The 15,438-nt window shown below is 45.7% G+C and carries 12 protein-coding genes; 6 read left to right on the plus strand and 6 right to left on the minus strand.

The window, feature by feature from the left end; genetic code table 11:
- Window positions 1-163: 163 nt before the first annotated feature.
- Window positions 164-493 carry an MmgE/PrpD family protein gene (locus tag U0033_RS09705; protein WP_143150588.1) on the minus strand — a complete coding sequence of 110 codons (330 nt, stop codon included), beginning with the start codon at window positions 491-493 and terminating at the stop codon, window positions 164-166.
- A 170-nt stretch (window positions 494-663) separates the two neighbouring features.
- On the opposite strand from U0033_RS09705, the gene U0033_RS09710 reads away from it, so the two are divergent.
- Genes U0033_RS09710 through U0033_RS09735 form a run of 6 tightly spaced genes read left to right on the plus strand, consistent with a single transcriptional unit; the run spans window position 664 to window position 5,385 of the window.
- Entirely contained in the window at window positions 664-1,530 is an 867-nt protein-coding gene (locus tag U0033_RS09710; RefSeq protein WP_072356930.1) for an STAS domain-containing protein, read from the plus strand.
- 3 nt (window positions 1,531-1,533) lie between these two features.
- On the plus strand, window positions 1,534-1,935 hold the full coding sequence (locus U0033_RS09715; RefSeq protein WP_072356929.1) for an STAS domain-containing protein: 402 nt from the start codon (window positions 1,534-1,536) through the stop codon (window positions 1,933-1,935).
- The gene (locus U0033_RS09720; protein ID WP_072356928.1) at window positions 1,916-2,329 is read left to right on the plus strand and encodes an anti-sigma regulatory factor; all 414 of its coding nucleotides are present in this window, start codon (window positions 1,916-1,918) and stop codon (window positions 2,327-2,329) included. The genes U0033_RS09715 and U0033_RS09720 overlap by 20 nt, the downstream gene beginning before the upstream one ends.
- Window positions 2,322-3,332: an ATP-binding SpoIIE family protein phosphatase gene (locus U0033_RS09725; protein WP_072356927.1), complete on the plus strand. Its 1,011-nt coding sequence runs from the start codon at window positions 2,322-2,324 to the stop codon at window positions 3,330-3,332. Before U0033_RS09720 ends, U0033_RS09725 begins: the two co-directional genes overlap by 8 nt.
- A 4-nt stretch (window positions 3,333-3,336) precedes the next feature.
- Window positions 3,337-4,965 carry an ATP-binding protein gene (locus U0033_RS09730; RefSeq protein ID WP_072356926.1) on the plus strand — a complete coding sequence of 543 codons (1,629 nt, stop codon included), beginning with the start codon at window positions 3,337-3,339 and terminating at the stop codon, window positions 4,963-4,965.
- A gap of 12 nt (window positions 4,966-4,977) precedes the next feature.
- Entirely contained in the window at window positions 4,978-5,385 is a 408-nt protein-coding gene (locus U0033_RS09735) for a response regulator (RefSeq protein ID WP_072356925.1), read from the plus strand.
- On the opposite strand, the gene U0033_RS09740 is transcribed toward U0033_RS09735, so the two are convergent.
- The 5 genes from U0033_RS09740 to U0033_RS09760 all read right to left on the minus strand — a co-directional run bounded on the left by U0033_RS09740 (window position 5,386) and on the right by U0033_RS09760 (window position 15,361).
- Window positions 5,386-7,320, minus strand: coding sequence for an aceric acid hydrolase (locus U0033_RS09740; RefSeq protein ID WP_072356924.1), 1,935 nt, complete (start codon window positions 7,318-7,320; stop codon window positions 5,386-5,388).
- Window positions 7,320-9,455: an alpha-L-rhamnosidase-related protein gene (locus tag U0033_RS09745; protein ID WP_072356923.1), complete on the minus strand. Its 2,136-nt coding sequence runs from the start codon at window positions 9,453-9,455 to the stop codon at window positions 7,320-7,322. Before U0033_RS09745 ends, U0033_RS09740 begins: the two co-directional genes overlap by 1 nt.
- A gap of 65 nt (window positions 9,456-9,520) precedes the next feature.
- A complete protein-coding gene (locus tag U0033_RS09750; protein WP_072356922.1) occupies window positions 9,521-11,347 on the minus strand; it encodes a right-handed parallel beta-helix repeat-containing protein in 1,827 nt (608 codons plus the stop codon).
- On the minus strand, window positions 11,329-12,687 hold the full coding sequence (locus U0033_RS09755; protein WP_072356921.1) for an alpha/beta hydrolase family protein: 1,359 nt from the start codon (window positions 12,685-12,687) through the stop codon (window positions 11,329-11,331). Before U0033_RS09755 ends, U0033_RS09750 begins: the two co-directional genes overlap by 19 nt.
- 61 nt (window positions 12,688-12,748) lie before the next feature.
- A complete protein-coding gene (locus U0033_RS09760) occupies window positions 12,749-15,361 on the minus strand; it encodes a glycoside hydrolase family 2 protein (protein WP_072356920.1) in 2,613 nt (870 codons plus the stop codon).
- Window positions 15,362-15,438: the final 77 nt, after the last annotated feature.

Raw genomic sequence — 15,438 nt, forward strand, 5'->3', positions numbered from 1 at the left:
GCGGGAAAGATAGCATGAGCTACCTGCTCCGGGCTGAGGGCAGCTGTAATAGAAATGCCCTTATGGTCAATCCCCCTGGCCATAAGGGCATTTGATCTATAAGGGTACATTCAATCGGGTAACCGATAGCCGTTGCCGTAAGGCAATCCCGGCCAGGACGCCATTATATATTATCACGGGGATAGCAGGTTGCATGTTTGCCCAGGTAATTGTCCATAAAGGCAGCATACCGTACCAATAATGTACACAACTGTGCAGCCTGATCCACACTTGTATTCCCCAAAACAGGTATATCGACGGATCCCGAGGTCTGTAAAAACCCTGGCTGCCTGAACATTTTTTCCACAGTTAGCGCCTTAATAGCGTACAACATTGAGCCTGCCGCATCCAACAAGTGTTTCTTCAATTGCGCTATGGCACCGGGTTTCAGATCTTCGTAAGAAAACGTAAAGGCAAACCACACAATACGCCCGGTAATATTATTTACTGACATATTATGTGGAATCTGTACAATCCCCACCAATTAGCATGCCTATTGCTGTGAGTTCCCTATTAAAATGGACGACTCTATAACGATAACACCACCACATAACTTATAGACGTCAGCTATTAGGATTGGCAAAACGATAAGTAATATCTACATTTAATTTCTAAATATCAACAATGGGAATAGACACAGCAAAGCTGCTGCAAAAAAAGCAGAAAAGGATCCTGGAAAACTGGATGACCTCACAGCTTTCCAACATTAGCCTCAGAGAAGACCTGATGAGCAACGATGACCTGAGAGAGCAATCAACAGAATTTTTAGACACACTTTTAAAAGTATTGAATGAGAAAAACCTCAGTAATGTAGAATCTTCCGAATTTGAACCTGTCCACGAATTGTTGGCTGGCATATCTCTTTCCCGTGCCAAACAAGGCTTTACGCCTGCCGAAACCGGCGTTTACATTTTCAGCTTAAAGGAAGCATTGCTAGCATCATTACAGGCTGATATAAAAGATGATCCGTTCGCCCTGGTCGATGCAGTAATTAAGATCAGCAAACTGATGGACTATCTATGCGTCATTGCTTTTGAAACGTTTATCAAAGGAAGAGAAGAAGTAATCCTGCGTCAGACAGATGAAATTGCAGAAATTTCTACCCCTGTAATCCGCGTATGGGACGGCATTCTCGCCCTGCCCATTATCGGTACCCTTGATAGTTCACGTACCCAGGTAGTGATGGAAAACCTGCTGCAGGAAATCGTAATAAGCGGCAGCACCATTGCCATTCTCGATATCTCCGGTGTAGCTGCTGTAGACTCACTGGTAGCGCAACACCTGATTAAAACAGTGGCTGCTACCCGCCTGATGGGTGCTGAATGCATCATCAGTGGCATCCGCCCCGAGATCGCGCAAACGGTTGTTCACTTAGGGATTGACCTCTCCAATATCGTTACAAAAGCGACCCTGGCAAGTGCATTAAAACATGCATTCGGCATGCTGAAATTGAATGTAAAGAAAATAGAAAACGTTAAATCAGGATTATAATATATGGATCGTATTCCTATTCTGCGAATGGGTAACCTTCTCCTGGTGACTATACAGATAGACCTTTACGACAGGTTAGCTACCAATCTGGAAACAGACCTGGTACAAATGGTCAATAAAACAGAAGCAAAAGGTGTATTAATAGATATATCCGCATTATCCATCGTCGATTCTTTTATGGGTCGTATCCTCGGCAACATCGGCTCCATGTCTAAGATCATGGATGCTGAAACCGTTGTAGTAGGTATGCAGCCCGCGGTCGCCATTACTCTGATAGAACTTGGACTGGAGCTAAAAGGCGTATATACGGCTTTAAATGTGGAAAGAGGTATGGAATTGTTAAAAGAAAAAATAGGCAATTATGATGAGGACCTAAGCGACGAAGATGAAGATAGTACTGAGTAAAGACCGCATGACCATTGAAAGAGAACAGGATGTAGTTCCTTTCAGGAATCGTGTGAAGGAGTATGCTGTGAAAATTGGAATGAGCCTTGTAAATCAGACCAAACTGATCACAGCAGCCAGTGAGCTGGTACGTAATATGCTGAAGTATGCCAATGGTGGCGTCGTGCTCATAGAAGTACTCAGCCAGGGCAGGGATAGTGGTATCCGCCTGGTCTTTACAGACAAAGGACCGGGTATCAAAGATATTCCCGAGGCCATGAAAGATGGCTTCTCTACCGGCAAAAGCCTGGGAATCGGCCTTCCCGGTACCAGGCGGCTGGTCAATGAATTTGATATTAAAAGCACAGTGGGCGAAGGTACCACTGTTTCAATTATTAAGTGGAAGAATGGATAATCACATACATCTGGCGCTCAACGCATCTGACAGGAGCTATTTCGCCATTCTGAAAAAAGAAGTTCATGCCATGGCGGTAGCAGGTGGCCTTCCCGAAAAGCGGATTGCAGAACTCGATATTATCGTAGCAGAAATAGTTACCAATCTTGTCAAACATGCGGGCGGCGGCCAGGTACTTGCTAAACTCATCGAAGAAAACGGCAAACAAGGCATAGAATTAATCAGTATAGACAATGGCCCGGGTATGACAGATGTAACCCGTATGGTTGCAGACGGCGTATCTACCAAAAACACACTGGGGAATGGACTGGGAGCTATAAAAAGGCTCTCTGATGTGTTCCAGATCTACTCCATGAAGAACTGGGGTACTGTCATCCTGGTCAGGGTATTTGATAAAACATCCACCGCTAAAAAATTTAAGACAGAAATCAGATCCGTTATCATTCCTAAACCAGGTGAAACAGAAAGCGGTGACGATTTTTATTCTATCGTAGACAAAGATTACGTCAAATTGTTTCTGGGAGACGGTCTCGGCCATGGACCCGAAGCAGCCAAAGCCATGCAGGCAGCTGGAAATGCGTTCATGGAATGCCCGCATACCGACCCTGTAGATATCATCAGGTATATAAATTTGGCTGTAAAACGTACCCGGGGTATGGTAGGCACCGTTGCCGTATTTGATCTCGCTTCTAAAAAATGGAGAATCTGTGGAGTGGGCAATATAATCACCAAAGTGCTTAGCCCCGGCAACAGTAAAAGCTACCTCACCTACAATGGTATTATTGGGTTGAATGTTCCAAACACCCTTAGTGCACAGGAAATACCCCACGAAGACGGACAATACATCCTGATGAGTAGTGACGGGCTTAAAACGAGATGGGATACTTCCAGGTATACCTCCATCATGCGGTACGATCTTTCGATTCTATGTGCTTCACTCATTAAAGACTTTGCCCGCCTCACCGACGATATGTCTGCTGTGGCCTGTAAAATAAATCTCTAATCTCATGCACGAACTTGCCCGGGTGACCCTTGAGAACGAAATGGATCTCATACTTGCGCATAAACGCTCTATGAAACTGGCAGAACTGGCCGGCCTCTCGCTCTCTGCACAAACTACTTTTGCTACTGCCGTTTCCGAAGTATCAAGAAACGCTATCGATAGTGGTAAAGGTGGCTGCCTCATTCTCAGTGTGGAGAGTGACATGCGGGATAAGTACATCGTAGCCGGCCTGAAAAATGAACTGCCCGATAAAACCAATACCCGGGAAGGTCTTGAACACGCTAAAAAACTCGTCAATAAATATAAAGTATCGACTGACGGTTCCATCGAACTGTTCTATAACATCTCTCCCGCCTTCCGTATCGATATACAAAAGCTGGACGAATGGCGAAGCCTCTTCCGCAACGAACCTCCCATCTCTCCATACGAGGAACTGAAAAGGAAGAATGAACAGCTCCAGGAACTGTCAGAAAGAGTGAAGAAAAGCGAGGACCAGTATAAGGTGCTCACCAATTCTCTCCCACTCATGATCTTTAGTCTCGACGATCAGGGTCAGCTGCTCTATGCCAACGAATGGCTGTTGCAATACGCTGGTCATAACCTGAACAGCCTTAACAACAGCAAATGGAAAAACGTAGTACATGAGGAAGATTACCATTCCTTCTGCCTGCTCTTACAGAACAATATTACAAAAGGAGCCACGACCATTAAGATCCAGGTCAGATTGCTGAACAAAAACAGCGGAGATTACCTCTGGCACCAGATCTCCCTCACGCCACTCAATACTGAAAAAGAAGAAAGCAATACCCGCATCGGGTACATGGTTGATATTCATGCACAAAAAACAATAGAAGAAACCCTGAAGGATAATTACGAACTGAAACAGGCAGAAAAGAAACTAAAAGACAATCAACGAATACTGGAACAGTATATTGAAGAACTGAACCGCAGTAACCTGGAATTACAACAGTTTGCCTTCGTTGCTTCTCATGACCTGCAGGAACCGGTACGTAAACTCCTTTTCTATAGTGACTACCTGCTTAGTAAATACCAGTCTTCCTTTGATGAGAAAAGCCTGCATTTTCTGAATAGCATACAGGGCGCCAGCCGCAGAATGCGCTACCTGATCCAGGACCTCCTGCTCTTTTCACAGATCAACAAAGAACAGATTCAATTCCAGGAAGTTGACCTGAATACAGTTGCCAGCGACGCCTGCCAGGACCTGGAAATGGTTATCGAAGAAAAGAAAGCAGCCGTACACATCCGGGAATTACCCAGGCTTTACTGCGATGAACGAATGATGCGCCAGCTCTTTGGTAATATTATCAGCAATTCACTGAAATATAGTAAGGAAGCCCAGGCGCCTGAAGTCAGCATCTCGTACAAACAGGAAAACGGGCATATAGAGCTTATTTTCAAAGATAATGGAATAGGATTTGATGAGAAATATCTACCGAAGATGTTCACGCTCTTTCAGCGTTTACATACCCGCCAGGCATATGAAGGCACAGGATTGGGCCTGGCCATCTGCAGAAAAATTGTAGAAATGCACCAGGGGAAAATATGGGCGACTTCAGAAGAAGGAATAGGTGCTACTTTTTTCGTTTCTTTGCCGGCACACCCGGTTATTTAATAATTTTGCCTTATGAAATGTGGTAAGATTCTGGTTATTGACGACGATAATGAAGACATGGTAATTATCAGAGAAGCCATGGAAATGATTAATGCTGAAAATGTAATGCTCTTTGCCGAAAACGGCGAAAAAGCACTTCATTTACTGGACACACGCTTTAGCTCAGATCATATCGTACCCTGCCTGATCGTTCTCGATCTGAACATGCCAAAAATGAATGGCACACAAACACTTGAAAATCTAAAAGCAGATGATCGCTTCAGAAATATTCCTGTGATTATTTATTCTACTTCTATCAATCCTTTTGAACAGGCAAAGTGTGTATCGCTGGGTGCACATGCCTATATCACCAAACCTGTATCTCTCAAAGAAAGCCTGGAGACAGCCCAGGTATTCCTGAATTTCTGCACGACAGATTAATTACCTTACAGGCAACCACACACTCATATCACTCTTTCCCCTGTTTGCCCAGGCAAAATAAGGAATCAACTTTATCGTAACTGGTCTGGCGCTACTATTTAGCTCCTGGTATAATGTATGCTGCCATTGCTGGTGTTGTCGTAGTTGAGCAATGCCCTGCAGGGCCATAATCAGGGTATTCGAAATCTTCATCTCCTTTGGCTGCCAGATGGTTTTAGCAGCTACAATGATATCATTAATGGATTGCCCCGGCGCCAGGTCTGCTGATTCCAGGCAATACACCAGTGGCCCTTTTTTCAATGCCACCTGGTTCCTGTTCTCTTCTACCAATGGATTAGCAGTCATCAGGGTCGCAGGCATATCAAGTACAAGGCTGATCCTGTCTCCTGCTTTCCATTTTCGGTTGATATGCAGATAAGTACCCGAAGCAATTTCCAGGTTCAATAAACTGCCATTGATACTCAGCTGCGCTTTTTTACACCAGCCGGGAATGCGGAGATGAATACCGTATTTACCTGCAGGCGCTTTTTCTATTGAGATATTGATACGGCCATCCCAGGGGTAATCCGTACTTTGCGTAAGGCGGATCTCTTTCAGATCCAATGTATTGCCGCCATAGAGATTTACATACACACCATCGTCGCCCGTGCTGTATACATAACTGCTGACTTCCGCCATTGTGCGTACTACATTTGGCGGACAACAATTAGATAATGCAATATAGGGCTGCCTGCCACCTGCCCAGCGGAAAGTGTAGGGGTTATCAGCAGCAGCAGCCAGCGGGTTGGTATAAAAAAAACTGCTGCCATCGAGACTGACACCACTCAGGATACTATTGTATAAAGTTAGCTCCATAATGTCTGCATACTTTGGGTCGCCTGTAAGTTCCAGCATGCGATAGTTCCAGAGCATATTCCCAATATTCGCACAGGTCTCATTGTGTGCAGAAAGATTTGGTAACTGGTAGTTGCGGCCATAAGCCTGGTGAATCTTTTGAACGGTATCCGGGTTATAAGAAATCCCATCTACCGATACCCCGTCATAGAGCGCACCACAGCCCCCGGTAATGTACATTTTACGACCAGTAACATCTACCCACATTCTATCCAGCGTGTTGAGCAAAGTACTATCACCGGTTTCTGCATATAGATCTGCAGCACCTGCAAACAGGTAATTAGCTCTTACCGCATGCCCCACTACCCGCTGCATATCGCGGAAAGCCGCCCTGTCTGAGTTATCGTCAGTGCCGGCTGTCTTACCTCTTAAATCAATCAGTCTTTCCGCCAGCTGAAGGTATTTTTTATTGCCGGTAGTTCTATACAAATCAATGAGGCCCATGTAGTGAGAAGGGCACACGGCAGGGGTGCTAGTAGTCGCTGCTGCCGCCAGGAAACCGGCCGCTTTCTCCGCCACTGCTATGAGCGATCGCTTGCCCGTAGCCCGGTAATGCACACAGGCTGCCGTCATAAGATGACCGAAATTGTAAGATTCAAAACTGAGTTTATCGTCGAACTTACCCTTGCCTTCAATGATGGCTTTGGTGTAGATATAACCATCCGGGCGCTGCGCCTTTGCAATGACGGCAATAGCGGTATCCATCATTTTATCTAACAGCGGATCTTTCGTACTGGCGTATAATGCAGCCACCGCCTCAAGGGTTTTGTAAAAGTCGCCATCGTGAAAAGAAGGACCAACAAAATGCCCCGTATCCAGGCCGGCAGCGATTTCAAAATTCTTATAAGAATGACAAAGCTGAGGATCGTGGTAAGTCGCCCAGAGCTGAGGTACCATGGTATTTTTACAGACGGCAAAACGATCGGCCCAGAAACCGGAAGTCCATTGTACATGACCAATATCTACACGCGCCAGTTTTGCATGAGGGCTTTGCGCACTTGCCGTAATACTACAGAGCAGAAGAATAATTAAATACCGCATTACTTTACAGATTGATAGTTGATCACGTAGGTGGTATTGGGCTCCATTGTCATCTCATACCACTTGTCTTTTGTCTGTTGGATGTTAGCCGTTTTACATACTGGTTTGATACTGCTGCTGAAACGAAGTGTTCCCTTACCACCCGCCGTGCTGATCTTCATTTCTTTCTGGCCTATGTGGACACTGATGTTTCCATCCGGCGTAGGCACGGTGCCTTCCATCCACTGTAGTCCGCCTAATGCGGGTTCTACTGCATAAGTAGCATAACCAGGTGCTGTTGGTTTTACACCCAGGTAATACTTGCCCAGCAAATAGATAGGGCTGGCTCCCCAGGCATGGCAAAGACTTTTGCCAAATTCACGGCCATACATCGCATAATGTGCAGCGCCACTTTTATGTGGATCAAATTCTTCCCAGAATGTTGTGGCGCCGAGTTGTAACATACCTCCCCAATAGTTTTTCATTTCTTTTAAAACATAGGATTGTTCATGCAGGGCGCACAAAGCTTCCAGTTCATAAAAGCGCATGTAGGGAGTAGTAATATGCTGGATGCTATCATTTAACAAAACGGAATGCCTGACTGTTTCTTTCTGCGCTGCGTTGAAATAATCAAAGAAGATGGCGAACATGTTTGCATAGCGGGTTACATGGTCATTGATGGTACTGTGTACCAATGCCTGTTTCTGCTCATTCCAGTAAATGCGAAACAATTGCTCTTTTATAGCAGCCGCTAAGAGTTTGTACTTTTCTGCATCTTGCTGGTTCCCGGCAATATCCGCACAGAGGCTCATCGTTTCCAGGCTGCGACAGAACAATAACTGCTCAAAACTCAAGGGGCCTTTCTTACTCAGTCCATCTGCCCAGTCAATAAATACCCAGTCACCTACCTGTCCTTCCATTAAACCATCTTTGTTTCTCCTGCTTAAACAATAATCCATTAATGGCTGCATGCGGGAGTAGATCTCTTTGATGAAACTGCGATCACCCGTATACATGTAATAATCATACACACCCAGGAACCAGTAGAAAGTATAATCCATGATGGTATTGATATGACTCGTTACCGGATCCTTTCCTCTCAGGGCATACATAGTTCTGAGCACGGTTCCCTTATCAAAGAACAGGTAATAGTTCATCAGGTAACTCTGGTAAGCATCCCCGCTCCACACCCAGCGGTCTCTTTTAATTCCATCTATGAAAAACTCTCTTGTGTTGAGATGAAAGGTATATTTTGCAACCTCATAGATCCGGTTAATTTCATCATCAGAACATTTGAAACTACCGGGTTCATTCACATTCGCATACTCATACAGCATAGATACATCGTCTACCTGAATACCGGGAGATGTAACCATGCGAACATACCGGAATGCTTTTGATGCCGGTAGTGTACTATCCTGGTTGACATCCTTCTCGAACGAGAGCCAGTCAACATTAACAGCGCCTTTATCACTCATGGCTTCTTCTTTACTCTCGCCATAGTATAATGTAATTTTCCCTTTTCCTTTGATGCCCTTTAGGTGTATATAACCAAAGGTTTCTTTACCGAAATCAACTAAGCCGTTTTCATTTTTCACAGCGGCCATTACCTGGGTAGGCAGGGTAAAAGCAGAAGGTAGTATTGCAGGATCATTAAAATTCCAACAACCTGCATGCAGCCATTTGGTAGCGGTGATATCAGAGGTCTTGCCTGTTTCATCAATCCATTCCTTGTCTTCATAGGTGCTTAGCCAGCTACTATCAGAAACAATAGTAGCTCCCTTTACATAGATAGCAGGCACTGTCCCCTGGCTAAATACCTTTACATTGATACGATGCCGGCCGGCAGGAACAGTGATCACAGCCGGCGTGCCCTCAAATGGCTGTCCATCCAGTTTTACGTTGTAAGTACCTTCCGCATAAATATGTACTTCTTCTGCCTGGGAAAGCACTACGTCTTTATGAAAATCCATCAAAGGATAATGACTATCCATCTTCCAGAATATGGGGAAGAAACTGCCTCTGTCAGTACGCCTGTTCTGCATGCGGTTACTTAACCAGATTTCATAATCACCCGGGTACCAGATCCAGGTTGCCTGGGCCAGCGCAGTACCGGCAAGGAAACATAAACAACAGAGCAAAAAGATTTGTTTCATAATCAATGGCCATTAAAAGATATACAAACCGAGCGTTCAGCTCCTAAACTTAGTATTCCTGTAGATTAGTGGTTAATAGGCTGTTCAGTATGGATGGGTGCGCGATCAGCGATCAAGTAGTGATAAGCAGGTTCCAGTCCAGCATGCTGCTTGATGCTATCGCTTACCTGCGGACCATTATTCTCCCAGGTGTTGCCCGGGCCATTTGCATTTTGCAAAATCTTATCAGCAGGTAGCCAGTTGTCTTTTACAGTGATATAGGCAGTGCCTTCATCCGCATACATATAAAACCAGTGTTTGGGTATATGCGCATAAGGTGCCTTGTAAATACTGTCTACGACATTGGCAGTTATAAGCGTACCCGGTTGGGCAGATAAGGTATAGATACCTGCTACATCGTAGAGATGGCGTGCATAATGATGTACACTGTTGCCAATGATCCTGTTATTGCTCATGGCATTGACAGTCGGCGTCCATCCCCAGCCTACAGCGATGCCGGTATAGGATACCTCGTTCACTTCGTTGTGCAGGATGCTTACCTCCTTTACAAAACCGGCACTGATGCCCAGCGTACCCCAGTCTTCGTTGGTTACATCTGTAATGAGGTTATTGCTGACCAGGATCTGGCTGCATACAGGTTTTTGATATGGCAGGTGTGCTTCCATCCATTCATCAGAGAAGGTACCCAGTTGAATACCCGTGCCCCCAATGTCTTTAAAGAGACTCCCGATGATCGTGTCGTGGTGACATCCTTCTACCAGATCCAGCCCGGTAGCTGCCATATGCTCAAAACGGCAATGATCGAAACGTACATGATCTGTATGCCGCAACTGTACTGCTGCTGGTTGCCGGCCTATCCATGCCTGGTTTTCCAGGCCTTTTTTATCAGGCGTACCGGGTGTTTCCAGTTTGTACGCATCCAGCAGATACATGCCCGCCTGTAATGGTACATGCCCTTTTTGAGAAGGACGTAACCAGGTAGTATGTTGAAAGCTGATACCTTTAAAAGAAACATAACTGGTGCCTACCATGTTCACCAGTGTTTCCAGTACAGGTACTGCTGCTGACTTTTCATTATTGCGGGGCCAGTAATACAGCTGCTTTGTTTTTTTATCGAAGAACCATTCTCCCGGCTCATCTAACAATGACAAGGCATTTGTGAGCCAGTAAGCGGAGTTACCAAACTCCTTTGATTCCCAGGGTGCCGGCCATGGGTGCGAAGATTGTATTTTACTTTCAGGCTGGTAAAAGAATAATTGCGTACTATCTCCTGCTACCTGCATAGATTTAATGCGCAATACTGCAATCGCCCACCATTGATGAATGAACATTTCAAGACCATCTGTTGCTTTTACAACAGGTGTAGGAATCCAGCAGGACTCCGTTTTATAATCCCAGCGAAGTATCCGGTGCATGGAATCACCTTTGGTATCTTTTGCACGAACAGCCCTTTCACCATCTACCCAGAGTTCCCTGAAATCATCGACAACAAAGGGAATACCGGCTACCCGGATCTTTCCTTTGAAAGGTTTCCATTCCTCTATTTTAATTGCACCACTCAACACAGGCCGTTCATCCGGAGCAGCCTCAATAATCGTTGGACTATCAGGCGTACCCGCATCTTCAGGCCGGATGAATATCGGTTCATAAAGGTAATAAGTGCCTCCTTTCAGAATGATATGAATGCCCTGCTGAAGAGCAGGATCATGCAACCGCCGCCATTCTCTGGCCTGTTGCAGCGCTGCCTGTAGCGTGGCCTTGGGTTGTGCAGCCGTACCATTGTTGTGGTCATCGCCATTGGGTGATACATAAATATTACCGGCATGCAGGCTGTGCATGACAGCACACAAAGTGGTGGTCAGTAATAAGCATCTTAACGTGGGGCATTCCATAGTTTTTCCAGTTGTGCAAATCCGTGAATAGCATGCGCAGGTAATTTTTCTCCCTTGTCTCCAAACACATACATCGCGGCGGGTTGTTCAATCGTTATTTTGGTTTCATCTGCAGCGTTGATATTTAAACTGAGATACTTCGCCATGAAATTATACACAGCCTTCCGCTTGTTAATACCGAAATCATGGCCTTCCGCAGGCAGGTGTACATTGGATACTTTGCCGGTCTGCCCGTAGTAGCTATAGATCTTTTGCAGGTAAGGCAAATCGTGTTCCGGCATTTTATCAGTCCAGTCTCCCCCATCACTCACGAGTAACTGTGGCCTGGGTGCCGCCATGGCAGCAATTTCCACATTATCGGTCCGGTTTCCGCATCCATGAATGGGCATCCCGCTTTCACAAGGACAACCACCATAGAAATAAGAACTGATGGCTACCACCGGTGCGCTTACTTTGATACGGTCATCGATGGCTGTCATCAACACGGTATGACTGCCGGCACCGGAACCACCTGTGATGCCTACCCTGCTGGTATCTGCATTCCGAAGTGATAATAAATAATCAAGTATCCTGATCGTGCCCAGCGCCTGTATACTCATTGCCAAACTACGGCGATGGTCTGCTTCTTCAAACTGTAATTGCGATTCTCCCCAGGCAAAGAGATCATAACTGAATGCCATAGCACCCATACGTGCCAGGGTAGCACAGCGGTACTGGCAATCGGGCCTGTAACGCTGATCTTTCCAGTGCCCGTCAGGATTGAGAATTACGGGAATCCTCCCCTTACTTTTTGCTGGTGTGTACAAGGAGCCGTTAATATATACACCCGGCAATATTTCTATTGCAATGTTGCGAACAGTGTAGCCATCGAATTTTCTTTCTGCAGTCATCACAGGTGCAGACGCAGGTTTTGCTGGCAAGGGAGATAATTGCAATGCCTGCATTATACAGGGCTTCAATGCTGCCTTCCGCGCTTCCCATTCCTGTTCATTATGATATTGTGCTGCAATCCGGTCCAGTTCTGCCCAGCCATCAGCTACCGGCCAGCGGTAGTATTCAAAAGTGGTAAGCCGGTACTGCCTGTCTTTTTCTTTTCTTACTTTCAGATCGAGCGGCGCTAATACCCGCTCCAGCGTAGCCTCTGCATCAGGCCGATAACGCCAGTCTGCATAAGTCACATATTTACCTGCAACTTCCTGTGCAGTATACCTGATTTTGATACCAAAACGATTTTGAATATCTACCAGTACATCCTGTAATGGTTTTTTATATCCGCTGTCAGAGCTTTGCTGTGCATAGGCACATTGCACCAGCAACAGGCAGAATAGCAATCTTATCATGGGAAAACATTAATAACGTGGTCACAACGGTGGAATTAAGTGTCAATCAAACAAATATATTTTATTTGCCGGAGAAATCAAAATACAGGGTCAGCTGCAATGCTCGCGCCGGATCTTTTTCATAGTCGTAAAAGATATTCTTCATGCCCATCGGCCCTGTGGTTTCATTTCGCTGGGTCTTGGTACCAATAGCACTGATGCCCTGCATAAAAGAGATATCGCCATTGGGGAAAATAGGTTCATAGTTATGCCACTGATCGGTTTTCCAGGCTGGGGTGAACAGCCGCAGAAAAACGTCTTCTGTAGTGGTGTATACGGTGAAAGGTTTAGTACGGGTTATGAATTTACACCAGTACATTTGAGAGTAGTAACCTTTGAATTCCGGGTAGTTCCAGCTCTCCCCTGTTTCAGTATCATTATAGTCTTTGTGCCAGGTGCCGAAACGCCCCCCTTTTAAACGGTTTTTCCAGACCCTGTAAGGGCCGTTCCCTTTATAATCGACTCCGAGTAGCGCTTGTTCAGGAAAAGAGAAATTCAGGCCTGTAAATGAGGTAAAATAAGCGCCGGGGAAATAGGAGACATGTAACTTTACGATACCGGATGGAAAAATGGTCCATTCCAGGGTATTGTAATGCTCCTGCCTGTCAAATTTACTGCTGATCACCAGCCTGTTCCCCTCGTAAGCATAGCTGAACCCAGAGAAATTGTTTGCTCCTTCCTGCAATACAGGGCCATGGAACAGCGGTGCTCCTTCCAGCAGGCCGGTGGTTTTATTAAATGCCAGCTGCACACCGTTTGCAGCTACAACCCATAGAGAGTCTTCTTCTTTGATAAGAGGCTTTATATTCCCCGTGGTATCCAACCCTGCTACATCCGGTTTATCGAGCGGAAAGCTCCAGGTAAATAATTCCCGGTTATATGGATCCTTCGCTGTGATATATAATATTCCCTCAGCAGGCAATTTAAACGGAAGTTCGCCATTTTGCCCCGGAGCAATATGTGGTGCCGGAATCTGTCCGCTATCCGCTCCTATTTTATAACTGAAACTACATTGATCCGTATTGGTGAAATGATACCTGTTTTCAATATGCATCGTTTTATCCAATTGAATCGGGCTCCATACCTCTTTGATTGTATAAAAACTTCCCTCCTTTTCATGATGTGGCCCTACAATCCCATCAGCCCCTCTAAAATGGTCAGTATCGATCGAATCATGCAGATCATGCCTCACCACCCCTTCATCTGCAAAATCCCAGAGAAAGCCTCCCGCACTCAGCGGATTATGCCACATCTTTTCCCAGTAGTCTTCCAGCCCCGCACCATGCCCCCCATCAAATTGCCCATGCAGGAATTCAGTAGGCATCACGATCTCCCTCCCATTTTCATAATTACCGATACCATAGTTGTATTCCCTGTAATGCTGTGTTTCGATACCGCTGAATAATAACCAGGGATGCAATACAGGTCGCCGTTGCGGATCCTGCTCAGGAAAAAGATGATCCAGGTCTGAATTATGACCACCTTCATTCCCATTCGCCCAAAAGATAATGCTGGGATGGTTCACATCGTGGCTGATCATTTCCTTCACGAGTTTTGTACCTGTCGGCGTATCGTAATGCCCGTGCCAGCCGGCCAGTTCATCTATCACATACATACCGAGTGAGTCACACACCTCCAGGAAATGTGCATCCGGCGGATAATGAGACATACGCACCGCATTCATGTTCATTTCCTTCATGAGTAATACATCTTCAATGCTGACCTCCCTGGTAGTCGTTCTGCCGGTTTCGGGCGTAAAAGAATGCCTGTTCACACCTTTGAATTTCACCTTCACACCGTTTACATACACTCCATCCCTGGGCCGCACTGCTACTGTACGAAAACCAAACTTTTGTCTTACTACATGAACGGTCTTCCCATTTGAATGCAAACTGAACTCAGCTGTATATAAACGGGGAAATTCTGCGGACCAGGTTTGGATCTCTTTATACATAGTATCCAGCTTATTTACCGGCCCGCCTATTTTGTTCCCGCGATCATCGTACAATTGCATACTTACCTTGGCGGGCGCCTCCACCTGCGCCATGAAATGGCCATCTGCTGTTGCATTGATTACAACCTGTTCAATGTGTTGCGGTGGCAATGCTTCGAGGTACACAGGTCTGAAGATGCCGCCAAAGATCCAGAAATCGCCCTGGCGCTCCGCAGCATTGACAGATTGATTCGCACTCTGCTTGTCAACCTTTACTTCCAGCAGGTTCTTACCGCTCTTTAATAAATGCGTGATATCATATTTAAAAGCATAAAAAGCGCCCTGATGCATAGCACCTGCCCTTTTGCCGTTTATGCTCACGGAAGCATCCGTCATCACCCCCTCGAAAACAATGTTGATCTGTTTGCCTTTCCAGTTTGCAGGTACCTGGAAAGCATACTTATAGAGGCCGCTTTCTTTTCCACGGATGCTGTCCTTCGCAAAACCATAATCATATTTCCCGAAGCCCTGTAGCTCCCAGCAACCTGGTACAGCGATAGTGGTCCATTTGCCCGATTGCATGCCGGCAGTACAATAAAATTCCCAATTGGTACAGGATAAATATTGAATGTCGGTTTCCTGGGCATGCAGGCCAAATATGCCTGTCAACATCATACAGAGGGTCAGAATGGTTTGTTTCATAGTTAAATGCGTGGAACGTGGTATAGTGTAAGATAGACATTTAAAATGAATAATATGAACTACTGCCACGGAAGCGC

Origin of the sequence: Chitinophaga sancti, from assembly GCF_034424315.1 — a bacterium.
GTDB classification, from domain to species: Bacteria; Bacteroidota; Bacteroidia; order Chitinophagales; family Chitinophagaceae; genus Chitinophaga; species Chitinophaga sancti.

Excerpts from the sequence above, each read along its gene's own strand:
- U0033_RS09750 (WP_072356922.1), bottom strand. The coding sequence starts at position 11,347 with ATGGAATGCCCCACGTTAAGATGCTTATTACTGACCACCACTTTGTGT.
- U0033_RS09760 (WP_072356920.1), bottom strand. The coding sequence starts at position 15,361 with ATGAAACAAACCATTCTGACCCTCTGTATGATGTTGACAGGCATATTT.
- U0033_RS09715 (WP_072356929.1), top strand. The coding sequence starts at position 1,534 with ATGGATCGTATTCCTATTCTGCGAATGGGTAACCTTCTCCTGGTGACT.
- U0033_RS09755 (WP_072356921.1), bottom strand. The coding sequence starts at position 12,687 with ATGATAAGATTGCTATTCTGCCTGTTGCTGGTGCAATGTGCCTATGCA.
- U0033_RS09710 (WP_072356930.1), top strand. The coding sequence starts at position 664 with ATGGGAATAGACACAGCAAAGCTGCTGCAAAAAAAGCAGAAAAGGATC.
- U0033_RS09725 (WP_072356927.1), top strand. The coding sequence starts at position 2,322 with ATGGATAATCACATACATCTGGCGCTCAACGCATCTGACAGGAGCTAT.
- U0033_RS09745 (WP_072356923.1), bottom strand. The coding sequence starts at position 9,455 with ATGAAACAAATCTTTTTGCTCTGTTGTTTATGTTTCCTTGCCGGTACT.
- U0033_RS09705 (WP_143150588.1), bottom strand. The coding sequence starts at position 493 with ATGTCAGTAAATAATATTACCGGGCGTATTGTGTGGTTTGCCTTTACG.
- U0033_RS09740 (WP_072356924.1), bottom strand. The coding sequence starts at position 7,320 with ATGCGGTATTTAATTATTCTTCTGCTCTGTAGTATTACGGCAAGTGCG.
- U0033_RS09720 (WP_072356928.1), top strand. The coding sequence starts at position 1,916 with ATGAAGATAGTACTGAGTAAAGACCGCATGACCATTGAAAGAGAACAG.
- U0033_RS09735 (WP_072356925.1), top strand. The coding sequence starts at position 4,978 with ATGAAATGTGGTAAGATTCTGGTTATTGACGACGATAATGAAGACATG.
- U0033_RS09730 (WP_072356926.1), top strand. The coding sequence starts at position 3,337 with ATGCACGAACTTGCCCGGGTGACCCTTGAGAACGAAATGGATCTCATA.